The sequence below is a fragment of the Clostridium sp. UBA2485 genome (genome assembly GCF_002341865.1).
GTDB lineage: Bacteria > Bacillota > Clostridia > Clostridiales > Clostridiaceae > Clostridium_J.
This window is the reverse complement of the sequence record NZ_DDOV01000035.1, coordinates 1-18,931: the sequence shown is the minus strand read 5'-3', so window position 1 is coordinate 18,931 and position 18,931 is coordinate 1. Positions and strand designations below refer to the sequence as shown.

Genomic DNA, 18,931 nt, shown 5'->3' with positions numbered 1-18,931 from the left:
AGGAATTTTCATGACAAACTTAATGGGATTTTTAGTAGACAATGGAGGAATAGTTTTTGCAGCAATGGGTGTTGCATTAGCTGCAATTATGCCAGGGATAGGTTCAGCTAGAGGTGTAGGAATGGTTGGTGAAGCCGCTTCAGGATTAATTACAGAGGAACCAGAAAAGTTCGGTAAGGCACTTATATTAGAATTATTACCAGGTACGCAAGGGCTTTATGGTTTCGTTATAGCTCTTATGGTATTATTCCAAATAAAACCAGATATTACTTTAGCAAATGGTTTATATTTATTCGCAGCTTGTTTACCAATAGCTTTTGCAGGATGGAAATCAGCAATAGCACAAGCAAGAACAGCAGCAGCAGCAATTCAAATATTAGCTAAAAGACCAGAACATAACACAAAAGGTATTATCTTAACAGTTATGGTTGAGACATATGCGTTATTAGGCTTTGTTATGTCACTATTATTAATAATCAACGCTAACTTTTAATTAAGGGAGTGATGACAATGTCAAATTTAGAAAATTTAACTTCAAAGATTATAAGTGATGCTAATGAAAAGGCTACTGGTATAATCAATGATGCTAAAGTAAAAGAAAAAGAGCTAATAGCTAAAAAGAAAGAAGAAGCTGAGAAACTTGCAAAGAATATAATAGAAAAAGCAAATATGGAAGGTAAGAATCTTTTTGATAGAGCTATATCAAAAAGTGAATTAAAAGTAAGAAATGAAAAATTAGTTGCAAAGCAACAAATAATTGATAGAGTTTTTGATGAAGCTATAAAAGAGCTTAATAATATGAGCTCTGAGGATTATTTAAATTATATAAGAAATAATCTTAAATCAATTAAACTTCAAGGACATGAAGAAATAATAGTTTCCGAAAATGATAAAGATAAAATAGGTGAAGAATTTATAAAGGAATTAAATAGAACAATTGCTAAAGATGTTGAAAAAGCGAACATCATATTAAGTAAAAAGACTAGACAAATGAATGGAGGATTTATTGTAGCTAAAAATGGTATAGAATTTAACTATTCCTATGATGCTTTAGTAAATTCTTTAAGATATGAAATAGAGAATGAAGTAGCAATGATGTTATTTGATTAATTTTTAAGGAGGATAGCCATATGGATAGAATGAACTTTACTCATGCTGTGGCTAGGCTAAGAGTTATAGAAAAAAGGCTCCTTGATAAAATGAAAATAGAAAGAATGATAGAAAGTAGTTCTTTGGAAGAAGCTATTAAAATTCTTCAAGAAACTCAATATGGAGATAATATATCCATATTGAAAAGAAATGAGGACTATGAGCTATTGTTAAATGAGGAGTTAAAAAGGCTTTACTCTCTTATGTATGAAATTTCTCCTGAAAAATTAATTGTTGATATTATGAGTATTAAATATGATTATCATAATATTAAAGTTTNNTAAAGTTTTAAAGAAGTCTGAAATTTTAGGAGGAGATTTATCTTCTTTATTAATTCCTATTGGTACTGTGGAAATTGATAAGTTAAAAAATTCTATGGTTACTAATGAGTTAAAAGAGTTGGAACCTATAATGAGAGAAGCTATTGTAGAAGTTCAAAAGAACTACGAAGAAAATAAGGATTCTCAAAGTGTAGATATAATTTTAGATAATTATATGTATAAAGCTACAATTGAAAAAGCTAAGGAATCCAACTTTGATTTCATTGTAGATTTTATAAGAAAATCAATAGATTTGACTAATATAAAAACAATGATAAGAGTTAAAATGCAAAACAAAGATATTAGATTTTTAGAAAGTGTATTGTTAGATAATGGCAATATACCTAAAGAGTTTTTTATACAAGGACTAAATGATAGTTTAGAAAGTTTTAGCAATAGGATATCTAAATATGGATATGAGACTGTTTTAAAAGCTCTGATGGAAGAATATTTAAGCAGTGGCAAATATAATTCTCTTGAAGTTTATTCAGATAATTATTTAATGAGTTTTATAAAAAATGCTAAGAGAATTAATTTTGGTCCAGAACCTATAATTGCATATATAATGGCTAAAGAAACTGAAATAAAAATAATCAGAATAATATTAGCTGGTAAGCTTAATAAAGTTGACAGTAATATTATTAGAGAAAGGTTGCGTGATATATATGCATAAAATTGGAGTTGTAGGGGATAAGGATTCTGTATTGGCATTTAAAGCTATAGGAATAGATGTTTTTCCAGTGGTAGAAGCAGAAGAAGCTAGAAGAGCAATAGATAAAATGGCCTATAACGATTATGCGGTAATATTTGTAACTGAGCAATTAGCACAGCACTTAGATGAAACTATAGAAAGATATAATAAAAAGTTGCTTCCTTCCATTATATTAATTCCAAGTAATCAAGGAACTCTAAACATTGGTAAGAAAAGAATTAGTGATAATGTTGAGAAGGCTGTAGGTGTGAATATCTTATAGAAAGGTAGGTATGTAACTTGAAGAACGGTAAAATTGTTAAGGTTTCAGGTCCGCTAGTTGTTGCTAAGGACATGGATGAAGCCAATATATATGACGTTGTAAAAGTTGGGGAAAAAGGTCTTATCGGTGAAATAATTGAGATGAGAGGCGATAAAGCTTCTATACAAGTTTATGAAGAAACTTCAGGTTTAGGACCAGGAGATCCTGTTACAACTACAGGAGAACCTTTAAGTGTTGAGCTTGGACCTGGACTTATAGAGTCAATGTTTGACGGAATACAAAGACCTTTAGATGCATTCATGGAGGCTGCAAAATCATCCTTTTTATCAAAGGGTGTATCTGTAAAATCTCTAAACAGAGATAGAAAATGGGAATTTAAACCTACTGTTAAAGTTGGAGATGCAATTGTAGCAGGAGATATAATAGGAACTGTTCAAGAAACACCAGTGGTACTTCATAAAATAATGGTACCGTATGGAGTAGAAGGGACAGTTAAGGATATAAAATCAGGAGAATTTACTATTGAAGAAACTGTTTGTATAGTTTCTTCAGAAAAAGGTGATAAAGAATTAAATTTAATTCAAAAATGGCCTGTAAGACGTGGTAGACCATACTCTAGAAAATTGAATCCTGTAGAGCCAATGATAACAGGACAAAGAGTTATTGATACTTTCTTCCCAGTAGCAAAAGGTGGAGCAGCAGCAGTTCCAGGACCATTCGGAGCCGGTAAAACTGTTGTTCAACATCAAATAGCAAAATGGGGAGATGCAGAAATAGTTGTTTATGTTGGATGTGGAGAGCGTGGAAATGAAATGACTGACGTTCTAAACGAATTCCCTGAACTTAAAGATCCAAAAACAGGGGAAAGTCTAATGAAAAGAACAGTACTTATAGCTAATACTTCCAATATGCCAGTTGCAGCGAGAGAAGCTTCAATTTATACTGGTATAACAATTGCAGAGTATTTTAGAGATATGGGATATTCTGTTTCAATAATGGCAGACTCTACTTCACGTTGGGCTGAAGCTCTAAGAGAAATGTCAGGAAGACTTGAAGAGATGCCAGGGGATGAAGGATATCCAGCATACTTAGGTTCAAGACTTGCTGATTATTATGAAAGAGCTGGTAAAGTTATAGCATTAGGTTCAGATGGTAGGGAAGGTGCAGTAACTGCAATAGGAGCTGTTTCACCACCAGGAGGAGACTTATCAGAACCAGTTACACAGGCTACCTTAAGAATAGTTAAGGTATTCTGGGGATTAGATGCAAATCTTGCTTATAGAAGACATTTCCCATCAATTAATTGGCTGGATTCATATTCCTTATATCTAGATAAGATGGGAAGTTGGATGAATGAAAATATATCTTCAGACTGGTCTGATTTAAGAATAGAAGCAATGGCACTTCTTCAAGAGGAAGCAAACTTAGAAGAAATAGTGAGACTTGTTGGTATAGACGCACTATCTGAAAGAGACAGGTTAAAACTAGAAGTTTCTAAATCTATAAGAGAAGACTATTTACAACAAAATGCTTTCCATGAAGTTGATACTTATGCTTCATTAGATAAACAATACAAGATGTTAAAGCTTGTTTTAAAATTTATGAAAGAAGCCAATAAAGCTCTTGATGCTGGAGTTTATTTAGAAAAAATACTTAACGTATCAGTAAGAGATAAGATTGCAAGAAGTAAGTATATACCAGAAACTGAAATAGATAAAATGAAAGAAATTGAAGAAGAATTAGAGAGTGAAATTCAAAAACTAATCATCGAAGGAGGTGTTCTAGATGCTTAAAGAATATAGAACAGTTGCAGAAGTAGTTGGGCCTTTGATGGTTGTTGAAGGTGTTGAAGGTGTAAAATTCGACGAGTTAGTTGATATAGAATTACAGACTGGAGAAAAGAGAAGAGGTAAGGTTCTTGAGATTAATGGAAGCAATGCCATGGTTCAGCTTTTCGAAGGTTCAACTGGAATAAATCTAAAAGGAACTAAAGTTAAGTTCCTAGGAAGACCTCTAGAACTTGGAGTATCAGAAGATATGCTAGGAAGAGTCTTTGATGGTATGGGTAGACCAAAAGATAATGGTCCTAAAATTATACCAGAGAAGAGACTAGATATAAATGGAGAAGCTATAAATCCTGTAGCAAGAAATTATCCATCAGAATTTATTCAGACAGGTATTTCTGCTATAGATGGACTTAATACTTTAGTTAGAGGACAAAAACTTCCCGTGTTTTCAGGATCAGGTCTTCCACATGCTCAACTTGCTGCACAGATAGCAAGGCAGGCAAAAGTTTTAAATTCTGATTCAAAATTTGCTGTTGTTTTTGCAGCTATAGGTATTACATTTGAAGAAGCAGAATTCTTTGTTGATGAATTTACAAAAACAGGAGCTATAGATAGATCAGTTCTATTTATGAACCTAGCTAATGATCCCGCTATAGAGAGAATAGCTACTCCAAGAATGGCATTAACAACAGCTGAATTTCTTGCCTATGAAAAAGGAATGCACGTGTTAGTTATAATGACAGATATAACTAACTATGCTGAAGCATTACGTGAAGTTTCTGCAGCTAGAAAAGAAGTTCCAGGTAGAAGAGGATATCCAGGTTATTTATATACTGACCTTTCAACACTATATGAAAGAGCTGGAAGATTAAGAGGAAAAGAGGGCTCTATTACTCAAATTCCTATTTTAACAATGCCAGAAGATGATAAAACGCATCCAATTCCAGACCTTACTGGGTATATAACAGAGGGACAAATAATCCTTTCAAGAGAGCTATATAAGAAAGGAATAATGCCTCCAATAGATGTTTTACCATCATTATCAAGACTTAAAGATAAAGGTATAGGAAAGGGTAAAACAAGAGAAGACCATGCAGATACTATGAACCAATTATTCTCAGCTTATGCACAAGGTAAACAAGCAAAAGAACTTGCAGCAATATTAGGAGAATCTGCTCTTTCTGAAGCAGATAAAAAGTATGCTAAATTTGCAGAGGCTTTTGAAAAAAAATATGTTTCTCAAGGTTTTGAAGCAAATAGAACTGTAGAAGAAACATTAAAATTAGGCTGGGATTTACTAACTATATTACCTAGAACGGAGCTTAAAAGAATTAGAGACGAATATTTAGAGAAGTATCTACCTCTAAGAGAGGATGATTAACTATGGCAAAACTAAATGTTAATCCTACCAGAATGGAGCTCACCAAGCTTAAAAAAAGATTAGCCACTGCTACTAGAGGGCATAAATTATTAAAAGATAAGCAAGATGAGCTTATGAGGAGATTCATTGATTTAATTAAATATAATAATAAATTAAGAAGTGAAGTTGAAGAAAAGCTCCAAGAAGTTTTTAAAAATTTCTTTATGGCCAGTGCTGCTATGCCGCCTCAATTCTTAGAGGCTGCATTATCCTGTCCTAAAGAAAGTATATCTGTAGAAGTTGAAACTAAAAATGTGATGAGTGTTAATGTTCCAGTAATGAATTTCATTAGGAAGCTTGAAAGTGATCCGGGAAGTATCTATCCTTATGGATTTGCATCTACTACTATAGAATTAGATGAAGCAATTGAAAAGTTATATTTAATATTACCTAAGCTTTTAGAATTAGCAGAAGTAGAAAAAGCTTGTCAATTGATGGCTGATGAGATTGAAAAGACTAGAAGAAGAGTTAATGCCCTTGAATATATGACAATACCTCAGCTTCAAGAAACTATAAAATATATAAAGATGAAGCTTGATGAGAATGAAAGAGGCGCTTTAACTAGATTAATGAAAGTTAAAAGTATGATGGAAGAAGCACAAAGAGCACAATAACAAAACTGAGACTTATTTGTCTCAGTTTTTTAATGTTTAAAGAATACAACATTTATCTTTATAAAATTTAGCTGATTTAGTTAAAAAGATGAGATTCTGTTAGAAAGAAATTAATAAATGATTTTTATTAAAAAATATTTGAGTAATATAGTTAACTATTATATAATTTAAAAGGAATAATACCTTGTGAAAGGAGGATTTAAGGCAAAGATATGTCTTAATATATATTTATGACGATAAGAAAGATACTTCAGTATGGTGATAAAAAACTGAATAAAGTATGTGAACCTATTACTAAAATTGATGAAGAAGTACTAGCGTTAGTACAGGATTTAAAGGATACTTTGTACAATTGTAGTGGAGTTGGTTTAGCAGCACCACAAATAGGTATATTAAAAAGAGCTATATTAATAGATCTGAGAGATGGATCTGATTCAATAGTGCTATTGAATCCTAAAATAATTGAAAGCTCAGGAAGCGAAGAAGATTATGAAGGATGCTTAAGCTACGAAGAGCATGAAGGCTTAGTAGTAAGACCTACTAGAGTAATTGTAGAAGGTATGAATGTAGATGGACAGAAAGTTCAATATGAAGCAGTAGATTTTTTAGCTAGAGCATTTTGTCATGAAATCGATCATTTAGATGGAATATTATATATGTCAAAGGCTACTGAGATGTATGAACTTGTTGACGAAGAGTAAAGACGTGATTATTTCACGTCTTTTTAATGCATACGAAATATTTTAAAGCTAAAATAATTAACTTTTATTTTTAGAAATCCCAACCCCATATACTCCAAAACTATTATTTCTAAAATAGCTTTTTTTATTTTTGTATATTTTTATATTAGAGGAAAGTTTTAGTGATTTTTCTACATAGATTTTAACATTTTTATATTCAAATGATGTATAATTAGTAATATCATCATAAAAATTTTTACACTCTACCCAAAGTGCTTTAGAGGGGGTATTTCCTCAACATAAATTTACATTGATGATTTTAATAACAAAAGAATAATTATTTTTTAATGCGTAATTGTATGCATTATCTTCAATATAAATCATATTATCAACTCCAATAATTAATGATAACATTATACCATATAAGATGCAGAAAAAATTTATAATATTTTTACTATTATAAGGTTTATAAGAAATTGAGGTGTTAATATGGCCATAGAAAAAAGTGAACTGAACTTAGAACTTAAAAAATTTGAAGAAGTTAGAGATTGGGTTATTATAGAAGAAAATAAGACCTCAAAGAAATATAAAGAGTATGAAGAAAAGATTTCTGCTTTGAAAAAGTCTAGTGGTGGAAGTTTTAGTAATGATTTAATATTAGCAGAGAGAATTTTTCAATTTACAGAAAAGAATTTAAATAAATATAAGGAAGCAAGTAAGCAACCTTATTTTGCGAGAATCGATTTTAGAGAAAAACGATATGATACAGAAACTTTTTATATTGGAAAATTCGGATTAAATGACGAATTAAAAAATGAAGAAATTGTAATCGATTGGAGAGCACCTATTGCTAACTTATATTATAGTGGAACCTACGGCGAATCACATTATATATCTCCAGAGGGGATAATCGAAGGAGAATTAAAGCTTAAAAGAAAATTTTTAGTTAGAGATGAGAAGCTTATAGATGCTTTTGATGAAGGAATAAATGAAATCATATTAAAGAGTAGTGTAGAAGGTAATGAATTAATAGATGAATTTTTAAAGATAAATCTTGAACAAAGTATAAGTAGCAAGCTTAAAGATGTAGTTGCCACTATACAAAAGGAACAAAATGAGATAATAAGAGCATATAAAAATAAAGCTATGATAATACAAGGATCTGCTGGTTCTGGAAAAACTACTGTTGCACTACATAGATTAGCTTATTTAGTGTATACATACAATGAAGTTTTAGAACATGAAGAAATACTTGTGGTAGCGCCTAATGAAATATTTTTAGATTATATTTCTGAAGTATTACCTAATTTAGGTGTGTATACAGTTACTCAAAGTACTTTTGAAAGTTTATGTGCATCACTAATAAATTACAAAGGTAGAATTTATACTAAAGATAAAAAATTATCTTATTTAATGGAAGATAGTGATGAGGAAGATAAAAAATATTTAACCGCTGTAAGTAAAATAAAAGGTTCTTTAAGTTTTAAAGTTATATTAGATAGATATATAAAATATCTAGAAAGAAAAGATGTTGAAGTTGATGATATAAAGATAGATGGGTATGTTTTATATAGTGCAAAGGAAATTAAAAAACTATATATAAGAGATTTAAAGCATCTACCAATTGTAAAACGTAAAGATGAAATTAACCGATATTTTAAACAAAAATTAAAAGATAAACTTGAAAATGTGCAAAATCAGATTGAAGATAACTATAGTTTTAAGATAAAAGACATTAAATCTAAAGAAAATTTAAACGATGAAGAGAAAAGAAAAATCATTATAGAACTTTATGATGAACGAGATAAGTTTATTAAAGAATTAAAGCAAAAGGGAAATAAAGCTTTAAAAGACTTTTTTAATAGTTGGCAGAATGAAAAATTGATATCTACTTATTATAATTTATATTCAAATGAAGAGATTTTTAATGAGATTACTGATAATAAAATTCCTTTAAAGCTTGTAAAATACATAGTTAATAGTGCTGAAAAAAATATTAGAGACAAAATTATCGATAGTGAAGATTTACCACATATAGTTTATTTGAAAATGGCCTTAGAGGGCATACATAGTAAATATATACATGTAATTGTAGATGAAGCTCAAGACTATAGTTACTTTGAAATGCTTATATTGAAGCTATTATCAAAACAAAACTCTTTGACCATAGTAGGAGACTTAGGGCAAGGAATTTATAGTCATAAAGGTATCGATTCATGGGAAAAGCTTATAGCAACTGTATTTGAAAATGATGCAACTTATGTTTCTCTAACACAAAGTTATAGATCCACGGTGGAAATTATAGATTTTGCTAATATAGTACTAGATAAACAAGAATTAAATTTAATTCCTGCAAAACCAGTTTTAAGACATGGGCATAAGCCTAAGATTATAAAAATTGAAAATACTTTAGATGGAATAAATAAAATAGATAAAATTGTTGAAGAAGTTGAAGATATAAATAAAAAAACTGTTGCAATTATATGTAAGACTTATAAACAATGTACAGATGTTTTAAAGGAGTTAAAAAAGCAAAGTAACTATCAGTGGAGTATGGTTGATGAAAATGATAGTGGCATTAAAGGGAATAGAATAATAATTCCTAGTTATATGACAAAGGGGTTAGAGTTTGACGCTACGATAGTTTATAATTGTGATAAAGAGAATTATGGTGAGAATAATCTTGATAAAAAATTACTCTATGTCAATTTAACAAGGGCATTGCATAGAGAGTATATAATGTATAAAAAAAGTCTATCAAAATTGTTATAATTTTATATATTGATAACTGTTATTACTTGAAAATGGCCATTTTATATGTTACCATATAAAGGGTATTATTTAAGGGAAAATATCTTATAGTGGAGGTCTTGTATATGAAACCAGTTGAATTAAAAGATAAATTATATTGGATAGGTGTTAATGACCCAGAATTAAGAGTATTTGATATTATAATGGAAACCAAAAAAGGGACAACCTATAATTCTTATTTAATTGATGATGAAAAGGTTGTGATTGTAGATACTGTTAAAGATAAGTTTTTCGATCAATATTTAAAGAATATAAGAAGTGTTATAGGAAATAGAGATATCGATTACATAATTGTACAACATACTGAACTCGATCATAGTGGTTCCTTAATAAAGTTGTTAGAATATTATCCTAATGCTAAAATAGTTGGATCTAGAGCTGCTATAAAATATTTAGGTGGAATATTGAATTCAAATTTCTATAATCAAGTTGCTGAAGGCGAGTTAAATATAGGTAGTAGAGTTTTAGAATTTATTTCTGCACCAAACTTACATTGGCCAGATACAATATTCACATATGATAAAATTAATAAAGTTCTATTTACTTGTGACGTTATGGGATGCCATTATTGTCCTGCGAATTGTATAACAGATAGTTGTAGTGGAGATTATACTGAAGAAATGAAATATTATTTTGATGTGATAATGGGCCCATTTAAAAAATTTGTTAATGCAGGGTTAGATAAAATAGAAAATCTTGAAAAAAATATGATTGCACCAAGTCATGGTCCAGTTCACATTGATGACATAGAGAAATTTACAAAATTATATAGAGAATGGGCTAAAGAAACTACTGTAGATGAAAAGAATATTCAAATATTTTATGTTTCAGCTTATGGAAATACTGAGTCAATGGCGAAATTTTTAGCTAAGACTATTGAAGATAAGCAAATTAAAGCAGAAGCTCATGAAATAACTACTACTGATTTTAATAAAATGATTGAACTTGTAGATAAGTCAAGTGGCATTATTATAGGTTCTCCAACCATTAATCAAGATGCGGTAGAACCAACATGGAACTTATTAGCTCATGTAAGTGCTATAGTAAATAGGGGAAAAGTTGCTTCAGCATTTGGATCCTATGGATGGAGTGGAGAAGCAGTTCCAATGCTAAATAGTAGATTAAAGGAACTTAAATTTAAAACGTTACCAGAAGGATTAAAGTTTAATTTTGTTCCAAGTAAAGAAGATTTCACAGCAGCAGAATCTTTCGTGGAGAATTTCTTACAATTAGTTAAATAATAAGATAAAACACAATGAATTAAAAAGAAATTTAGATTTATCACAATTAAATTATTTTAATATTTTTTATCATAGTATTAGAGATTACTATTCTAATTTGGAAAATTAGTTTTAATTCCTTTATATTTAGTAAAAAAATATATATAATTGTTTTATTTACAATTAGGATGAAAAACTAAAGTATGAAAAGCGTATTAAAAAACCGTGATTTAATCACGGTTTTACTTTTACAAATATTTAGATATATAATCAATGATTTCAACACAAAATTCAATGGTATCATTGCCTTTATCAAGTTCTGTATTCAGCTCTACAAAATCCATAGATTTTATTAATCTAGTTTCTAGTAGATATTTTAATATAAATTTAGCCTCGTTAACAGTTAATCCATTCTCAACTGGAGTTCCAGTTCCAGGAAGAAACTTAGGGTCTATAGAGTCAATATCAAAGCTTAAATGCACTGCATCAACGTTATTTTGAATTAAAATCTCTTTAATATCATTTAAAATATCCTCTACCCCTCTTTTTTGAACTTCTTCAGTAGTATAAACATTTAATTTATGATTTTCTATTAATTGAAGTTCTCCAGTATCTAAATCTCTAGCACCTATTATAAATACATTCTTAGGATTTACTTTTCTATCTTCAAAATAAAGCTTTGTTAAAGTATCGTGACCTATCCCCATGGCAGCGGCTAAAGGCATTCCATGCACATTGCCAGACGGTGATGTTTCATGGGTATTAATATCACCATGAGCATCTACCCAAATAACTGCAAGATTATTGTAATATTTACTAGCACCTGAAATACTACCTAATCCTAAGGAGTGGTCTCCTCCTATAGTTAATGGAAAACTTTCAGACTTTAATGAACTGTAAACAGTATGAGCTAAATTTGTATTTACATCTATGATACAGTCAACATACTTCATGTTTTTATGAGCTGAGAACTTATCACACTCTTTTTTTTCTGGAACATATAAGTTTCCCAAATCATATACAGTGTGATTATTATTTCTAATAATTTGAGCTATGTTTTTCTCTCTTAGTTTATTTGGTGCTAAATCAACACCTTTTTTGTCGCAGCCAAAAAATATTGGTACTCCAATTAAGTTAATATTCATAATTAATTCCTCCTTTGCATTGTATCCTTTGCGATTTTAAATTATATAACAAATTTCAACAAAATATAAGTCTTTTTTCAAAAAGTGTATTATTAAAATTATTAATAAAATATAGAATTTTAAGTCAATACTATATTAAAGGATTTATTATTTGTATGTAGAATAATAAATAGTTATAATACTTTAAGGAGGTAATATATTGAACAAGAAAGAAATACTTAATTTTTTAGAAGAAAACGAATTATCGGATGTAAATGAAGTATCTTATGAAAGTAAAGAATTGATTATAGCTTTTAAATATTATTTTGATGATATTGAGATTGAAGCCGCTAATGAATATGCCAATGAAGAATATGAAGGAAAAATAAAGGATGAAAATTGGTACTATGAATATTTTTTACCTTATTTAAGTGATTTTGCATTAGATAATGTGGAGGATATACTAGATGAGTGTGCTGAAGAATACGATATGAATTATGAGTTCATAGCCTATGAACTTACAGAGAAGAAATATAATTCTAATAATTTTGTAGTTGTTTTTTCTAAAGATGAAATAAATAATATTGATGATATAATTTTATATTTAGATGAAAAATAAAACATACAAGACTTCAGGAACTTATTAAGTTTCTGAAGCTTGTACAATTTAATAAGAAGTTATGCTCCGAATTTTTTTAGTTTTTGATATTCAACTATATATTCGTCTAAATGTTGAGAACAACTTACAACAATTTTATCTGTAGGCTTTTTAAACATAAGAAGTAAATGTAATAAAGTCTTGAAAGAATTAATTTTTTGTTTTAAAATTTTTACTTTAACAAACATACTTTATCTCCCACATAATTAAATAATCTATAATTACTATCATTTAATTTATACTTTAATTTTAACAAATTAGACAAGAAATGTTAATCATTTTAATTTGCCATTTTTATGTATTTTATTACAAATTATACATAAAATCATAAATAATTTCCAATAAATGATATATACATTTTTTGGAAAAGAAAACAAAATGTTGATTTATAGATGTGTGGAAAAAAATGTAAAATACAAAAATGTCAAATTATAAAATATTTATTTAGAAAGAAGGAATAATAAAATGAATATTGACAAAATCATTGAAAGAATCAATTTTTTATATAAAAAAAGTCAAAATGAAGGTTTAACTGATGAAGAAAAAGTAGAACAACAGGAATTAAGACAAAGATATATAGATAATGTAAAGAGAAATTTTAGAGCCCAATTAGATGGAATAGAGAGAGTACCACCAAAAAATGCAAATTAAAATTGTCATAAAGTGAGGGTAAAATATTATGATAGTAAACGTTGAAAAGTTAATAAATAATTTTAATCTAGAGATAATGTTAAAGGGGGAGGATAATAAGAATATAATATTAGGAGGTATTAATAGACCGGGACTTCAACTAACTGGTTTTTATGATTATTTTGATGAAAAAAGGGTTCAGATAATAGGAAAAACTGAATATAGCTATTTAGAATCTTTATCTCCTGAAATTAGAAAGGAAAGAATGAATAAATTTTTTTCTTATGATGCTCCTTGTACCATTATAACCCGCTCATTAGAAATTCATAAAGAAGTCTTAGAAGCTGCTGAAAAACATAATTCATGGGTATTGAGAACAGATATGAAGGCTACGCGATTTGTTAGTAAGTTAACTAATTTTCTTGATATTGAGTTAGCACCTGAAACAAGAATTCATGGAGTATTAGTAGATGTATATGGTATAGGAATACTTATTATTGGAGAAAGTGGTATAGGTAAAAGTGAAACAGCATTAGAACTTATAAAGAGGGGACATAGGTTAATTGCTGATGATGCAGTAGATATTAAAGAAATTGATGGATTTTTATATGGTAGTTGTCCTTATATAACTCAAGGTATGCTTGAGGTTAGAGGAATGGGAATTATTGATGTACCTGCAATATATGGTATGAGTTCAGTAAAATCTAAGAAACAAATCAATTTAGTAATTTCAATAGAAAATTGGAGTAGTAATGAAAATTATGAGAGATTAGGGATAGATAAAGACTATATAGAAATTTTAAACACAGAAGTAGAAAAATTAACTTTACCTGTAAGACCTGGAAGGAACATAGCAGTAATAATTGAAGCCGCAGCTGCCAACTATAGATATAGTTATACTTCAAATATTACTGCAGTAGATACTATAGAAAAAAGAATGAATGAATTAAATAATTCGGATTTTTAATATGAAAGTATATAGGGTATATTTTATACTACAATACATAATAAAAACTAAAAGATAGCATAAATATCTTTAGAATCCGATTATTTATTTGAAGCAAAATATACAAAGAAAAATTTGCTGATTATTTTGCTTTAAACCGCTAAAAATATATTTGTAATTTATAGAATTATTTAGTAGAATGTAGAATATAAGTATATAAAGTGTTGAAAGGGGATCGTGCAATGACAGATTTAGTTAAAAAGTATGAACTAGCTTGGGACAAGTATTCTAAAGAAGATTTAGAAAAAGTTTTCGCATTATCTGATAGATATATAAACTTTATGTCAAAATGCAAAACAGAAAGAGAGTGTGTTACAGAATTTATAGCTCTTGCTGAAAAAAAAGGATATAAAGATATTAACACATACATTGCTGAAGGAAAAACATTAAAAGCTGGAGATAAAGTATATGCAAATTGTATGGGAAAAACTTTAGCACTGTTTTTAATTGGTTCAGAACCAGTTGAAAAAGGCTTCAAAATATTAGGAGCACATGTTGATTCACCAAGATTAGACTTAAAACAAAATCCACTATATGAAGATTCTGATTTAGCATTATTAAAAACTCATTATTATGGTGGAGTTAAGAAGTATCAATGGACAACTATTCCACTAGCTATTCATGGAGTTGTTTGCAAAAAAGATGGTTCAACCGTTAATGTTGTAATAGGTGAAAATGATAATGAACCAGTAGTAGGAATATCTGATTTATTAATTCATTTAGCTGGAGATCAAATGCAAAAAACTTTAGCTAAAGCTGTTGAAGGTGAACAATTAAATGTATTTATCGGAAGTATACCAGTTGAAGATAAAGAAGCTAAAAATAGAGTTAAATTAAATGTGTTAAGATTATTAAATGATAAGTATGGAATTACAGAAGAAGATTTTGTATCAGCTGAACTTGAAGTAGTTCCAGCAGGAAGAGCTAGAAGTTATGGATTAGATAGCTCAATGGTTATGGCTTATGGTCATGATGACAGAGTGTGTGCTTATACTTCATTTGAAGCTATGATGAATTTAAATGAAACTGATAAGACTTGTATAACTCTTTTAGTTGATAAAGAAGAAGTAGGAAGCATGGGTGCTACAGGTATGCAATCAAGATTCTTTGAGAATACTGTTGCAGAACTAGTGAATTTAATGGGGGATTATAGTGATCTTAAAGTTAGAAGATCGTTAGCTAATTCAAAAATGCTATCTTCAGATGTAAGTGCTGCATTTGATCCAAATTATCCATCTGTAAGTGAAAAACAAAACAATGCATTCTTTGGAAAAGGAGTTGTTTTTAACAAATACACTGGAGCTAGAGGTAAAGGTGGATGTAATGATGCTAATCCAGAATTTATTGCTGAATTAAGAAAAGTAATGGATAAACATAACGTTTCATGGCAAACTTCAGAACTTGGAAAAGTAGATCAAGGTGGCGGTGGTACAATCGCTTATATTTTAGCTGAGTACGGAATGGAAGTTATAGACTCAGGAGTTGCTCTGCACAATATGCACGCTCCATATGAAATTGCGAGCAAAGCAGATATATATGAAGCTTGTAGAGCATATGAAGCATTCTTATTAGAAGTTTAAAATTATATAAGGAAGGATGTATAAATTAATTGTCCACCCTTCAATTTAATAAAAACCCTCTGTTTTTTAGCAGAGGGTTTTTATGTTAATTCTTTTAAGTATAGCAATGATATCTCATATGTTATCTAGATAATGTGAAATTCATCAATGTAAAAAATTTAAAATTTCTATGCTGTAAGCTGTTCTGTTATCTAAGACTAATGTAGGTCTGTCTAAAAGTATTAAAGCTTTTTAGCGATGGAAATTTCTATTTTAGCATTCGGATAATCTTGAATACTTTTTGCCCCTTTAAAAACTTTAATTTACATTCTTTAAGGTTCTTTTCTTTTCATCATAGCTTAAATATAAATTTTTTATTTTATTATAATATTTAGACTTTATATAAAAGCTATCTGATTATTCATCTACATATTAATATAATATAAAATCTCCATAATTTTTTTAAAATTAGGTTTACATTTCGCAATGAAATTTCTTTTTTTATTATTGAAAACTAAATCTTAACCTAAGTAAAGCAGAGGAAAATAATAGGGATAGTTATTTTTTCTTTGTATCCCCTTTACAACAGGGTTAGATGAAATTTTCGAAAAATTTTATCTATTAAATGAGAGGGGAAATATTATGTTAAAAAAGAAAACACTATCAATTATTATATTAAGTTCAATGTTATTAAATACTGCTTCTTCAGCAGTCCTAGCTAAACCTGTTGAGGGGCCAAATGACAAGGTTACTACAATTGAAAATCCTACTGAAGATAAGTTTACATTTATAAATAAGGAATTTAAAGAAGTAGTAGCTAACGAGATAGAAGCTCAAGCTTTTCTTATGAACAATAAAGAGCTTTTAGGAAAAACTACAGGAACCTTTGAAGTTGTAGATACTGAAAAAGATGAAATTGGATATACACATTTTAGAAGCGTAATGACTGGAGATGGAATACCTGTATATGGTTCTGACGTAGTTGTTCACGTAGATAAAAATAATAAGGTATATGCAGTTAATGGTACTATAAATGAAAATGTTATGAATATAGAATGGTCAGATCTTGTAAAAATATCTCAAGAAGATGCTCTTAAAATAGCTAAAGATCTTTTAAACATTAAAGATCTACCAAAGGATGCAAATATTAATCCTGAACTTTATATTTATGAACATGAAGGAGAATTCCATGTTGTATATCTTGTTCAATTGCTTACTCTAGAAAATGAACCAACCAGTTGGCAAGTTTTCGTTAATGCAGAAAATGGACAAATTGTAAATAAGTTAAGCTTTGTTCAAAATGCAGCTCCAGCGCAAGGAACTGGTGTTGATTTAAAAGGTAAAAATGTATCAATAAACACTTACGAAGATAATGGAAAATACTACCTAAAAGATACTACAAGGCTTTCAAATGGTTCAATAATAACCTTTGACTTAAATAATATAAGTGAAAACTCTTATTTTAACTCTTCAAGATATGGTAATTTTAATGGAACTGTAGTTTCAAGTGCTAATAATGCATTTAATACTGAAAGAATGAAAGCTGCAGTAAGTGCTCATAATAATGTTGCGAAGGTTGTTGATTACTATAAAACTGAATTTAACCGTGATGGTATTGATGGTCGTGGTTCTGATGTAAAGATAGGTGTTCATCTAGACAATAAATATAACAATGCTTTTTGGGATCCAAGCGTAAAAGCTATGGTTTTTGGTGATGGAGATGGCAGAATTTTCAGTTCCCTTGCAGAAGCTCTTGACGTTACAGCTCATGAAACTACTCATGGCGTAATAGATTCCAGTTCAAAGCTTTTGTATCAAAATCAATCTGGTGCATTAAATGAAGCTCTTGCAGATATAATGGGAGTTTCATGTGAAAATGAACCTGGTGATTGGCAAATTGGAGAAGACGTGTATACACCTAATACTCCTGGAGATGCTTTAAGAGATATGGAGGATCCAACAAGATGTGGACAACCTGATCATTTTAGTGCATACCCAGGTGATGTGAGATATCCAAGTCAATACAATGATTATGGTGGAGTTCATAAATATTCAGGTATAATCCTAAAGGCCGCTTACAATATAGGCTCTCAAATAGGCATGAGAGAAATGGGTAGACTTTTCTATAGAGCTAACCACTATTTTACAAGTACAACTAACTTTGCGCAAGCTAGAATATCTACTCTTCAAGCAGCTTCAGACCTTTATGGAAAAGATAGCCGTGAGTATAAAATAGTTGGTCAAGCATTTGATGCAGTTGGAATAAAATAGCAGGTAGAAGTCTTAAGATAACTTGAATAAATATGAATCAAAGAATACTCTGCTATAACTTTATGTATCACTTAAAAGTATAAAAGCGTATTAATCTCCTATAAGTAAAGGAGAAGATAAGATCAACTTCGTTAGAGAAAAAAATTCACATTTATTTAACTAATGATTACCATGTACTGATGAAAAAAATTCTATATTATTTTTGGATAGGATTGAGTAAATAATAATTCACCTTACTTCTTAGAAATTGCATATTCTCAGTAAGCTATAAGAAAAGACCTGCAGTAATTATACTGCAGGTCTTTTTCAGATTTTTGACGTACATATTATATTAACATTTTTAATTTTTGAAAATATTTTGTTAATTCCTTTAAGTATAGGAATGATATCTTATACGTTATCCATAGGATTCCACTTACTAAAACATGCTTATTGAACTTCTAAAAAACTTTCTCTTACATTCTTTAAAGTTTTCTTTTTTCATCATAATTTAAATATAATTTTTAAAATTAGGTTTACATTTCGTAATGAAATTTCTTTTTTTATTATTGAAAAATAAATCTTAATCTAAGTAACGCAGAGGAAAATAATGGGGATAGCTATTTCGTTTTGTATCCCCTTTACAACAGGGTTAGATGAAATTTTCGAAAAGTTTTATCTATTAAATGAGAGGGGAAATATTATGTTAAAAAAGAAAACACTATCAAT

At 29.2% G+C, this 18,931-nt stretch carries 18 protein-coding genes; 16 read left to right on the top strand and 2 right to left on the bottom strand.

Annotation, left to right across the window (positions count from 1 at the left end; genetic code table 11):
* The first annotated feature begins 10 nt into the window (after positions 1–10).
* From B3603_RS05685 to B3603_RS05640, 11 genes are all read left to right on the top strand, one after another.
* On the top strand, positions 11–493 hold the full coding sequence (locus B3603_RS05685; RefSeq protein ID WP_039630411.1) for a V-type ATP synthase subunit K: 483 nt from the start codon (positions 11–13) through the stop codon (positions 491–493).
* A gap of 17 nt (positions 494–510) precedes the next feature.
* Positions 511–1,110 carry a V-type ATP synthase subunit E gene (locus tag B3603_RS05680; protein ID WP_291561795.1) on the top strand — a complete coding sequence of 200 codons (600 nt, stop codon included), beginning with the start codon at positions 511–513 and terminating at the stop codon, positions 1,108–1,110.
* Positions 1,111–1,130: 20 nt separating this feature from the next.
* Positions 1,131–1,433, top strand: coding sequence for a V-type ATPase subunit (locus tag B3603_RS23095; protein WP_349676789.1), 303 nt, complete (start codon positions 1,131–1,133; stop codon positions 1,431–1,433).
* Complete coding sequence (locus B3603_RS05675) at positions 1,405–2,142, top strand: V-type ATPase subunit (RefSeq protein WP_349676788.1); 738 nt, start codon at positions 1,405–1,407, stop codon at positions 2,140–2,142. Before B3603_RS23095 ends, B3603_RS05675 begins: the two co-directional genes overlap by 29 nt.
* Positions 2,135–2,443 (top strand): V-type ATP synthase subunit F, encoded by a 309-nt coding sequence (locus B3603_RS05670; RefSeq protein ID WP_291561792.1) that lies wholly within the window; start codon positions 2,135–2,137, stop codon positions 2,441–2,443. Before B3603_RS05675 ends, B3603_RS05670 begins: the two co-directional genes overlap by 8 nt.
* 17 nt (positions 2,444–2,460) lie before the next feature.
* Positions 2,461–4,236 (top strand): V-type ATP synthase subunit A, encoded by a 1,776-nt coding sequence (locus B3603_RS05665; protein WP_291561790.1) that lies wholly within the window; start codon positions 2,461–2,463, stop codon positions 4,234–4,236.
* Positions 4,229–5,611, top strand: a complete 1,383-nt coding sequence (locus B3603_RS05660; protein ID WP_291561788.1) for a V-type ATP synthase subunit B — start codon at positions 4,229–4,231, stop codon at positions 5,609–5,611. Before B3603_RS05665 ends, B3603_RS05660 begins: the two co-directional genes overlap by 8 nt.
* A gap of 2 nt (positions 5,612–5,613) precedes the next feature.
* On the top strand, positions 5,614–6,264 hold the full coding sequence (locus B3603_RS05655) for a V-type ATP synthase subunit D (protein WP_291561786.1): 651 nt from the start codon (positions 5,614–5,616) through the stop codon (positions 6,262–6,264).
* Between the two features lie 230 nt (positions 6,265–6,494).
* Complete coding sequence (def, locus tag B3603_RS05650) at positions 6,495–6,965, top strand: peptide deformylase (protein WP_291561784.1); 471 nt, start codon at positions 6,495–6,497, stop codon at positions 6,963–6,965.
* A 468-nt stretch (positions 6,966–7,433) separates the two neighbouring features.
* Entirely contained in the window at positions 7,434–9,716 is a 2,283-nt protein-coding gene (gene helD / locus B3603_RS05645) for an RNA polymerase recycling motor HelD (protein WP_291561782.1), read from the top strand.
* Positions 9,717–9,820: 104 nt separating this feature from the next.
* Positions 9,821–10,996, top strand: a complete 1,176-nt coding sequence (locus B3603_RS05640; protein WP_291561779.1) for an FprA family A-type flavoprotein — start codon at positions 9,821–9,823, stop codon at positions 10,994–10,996.
* A 227-nt stretch (positions 10,997–11,223) separates the two neighbouring features.
* Here B3603_RS05640 and rocF read toward each other — a convergent pair whose 3' ends face one another.
* Entirely contained in the window at positions 11,224–12,120 is an 897-nt protein-coding gene (gene rocF, locus B3603_RS05635; RefSeq protein WP_291561777.1) for an arginase, read from the bottom strand.
* A gap of 199 nt (positions 12,121–12,319) precedes the next feature.
* Here rocF and B3603_RS05630 point away from each other — a divergent pair, with 199 nt between their 5' ends.
* Entirely contained in the window at positions 12,320–12,718 is a 399-nt protein-coding gene (locus B3603_RS05630; protein ID WP_291561775.1) for a hypothetical protein, read from the top strand.
* Positions 12,719–12,777: 59 nt separating this feature from the next.
* Here B3603_RS05630 and B3603_RS05625 read toward each other — a convergent pair whose 3' ends face one another.
* On the bottom strand, positions 12,778–12,945 hold the full coding sequence (locus B3603_RS05625) for an aspartyl-phosphate phosphatase Spo0E family protein (RefSeq protein WP_082024850.1): 168 nt from the start codon (positions 12,943–12,945) through the stop codon (positions 12,778–12,780).
* Positions 12,946–13,222: 277 nt separating this feature from the next.
* On the opposite strand from B3603_RS05625, the gene B3603_RS05620 reads away from it, so the two are divergent.
* From B3603_RS05620 to B3603_RS05605, 4 genes are all read left to right on the top strand, one after another.
* Positions 13,223–13,408 (top strand): DUF896 domain-containing protein, encoded by a 186-nt coding sequence (locus tag B3603_RS05620; protein ID WP_039630434.1) that lies wholly within the window; start codon positions 13,223–13,225, stop codon positions 13,406–13,408.
* A 28-nt stretch (positions 13,409–13,436) separates the two neighbouring features.
* Positions 13,437–14,354, top strand: a complete 918-nt coding sequence (hprK, locus tag B3603_RS05615; protein WP_291561769.1) for an HPr(Ser) kinase/phosphatase — start codon at positions 13,437–13,439, stop codon at positions 14,352–14,354.
* Between the two features lie 221 nt (positions 14,355–14,575).
* Positions 14,576–15,973, top strand: a complete 1,398-nt coding sequence (locus tag B3603_RS05610) for an aminopeptidase (RefSeq protein ID WP_291561767.1) — start codon at positions 14,576–14,578, stop codon at positions 15,971–15,973.
* A 621-nt stretch (positions 15,974–16,594) separates the two neighbouring features.
* Positions 16,595–18,223, top strand: a complete 1,629-nt coding sequence (locus tag B3603_RS05605) for a M4 family metallopeptidase (protein WP_291561766.1) — start codon at positions 16,595–16,597, stop codon at positions 18,221–18,223.
* Positions 18,224–18,931 lie beyond the last annotated feature (708 nt).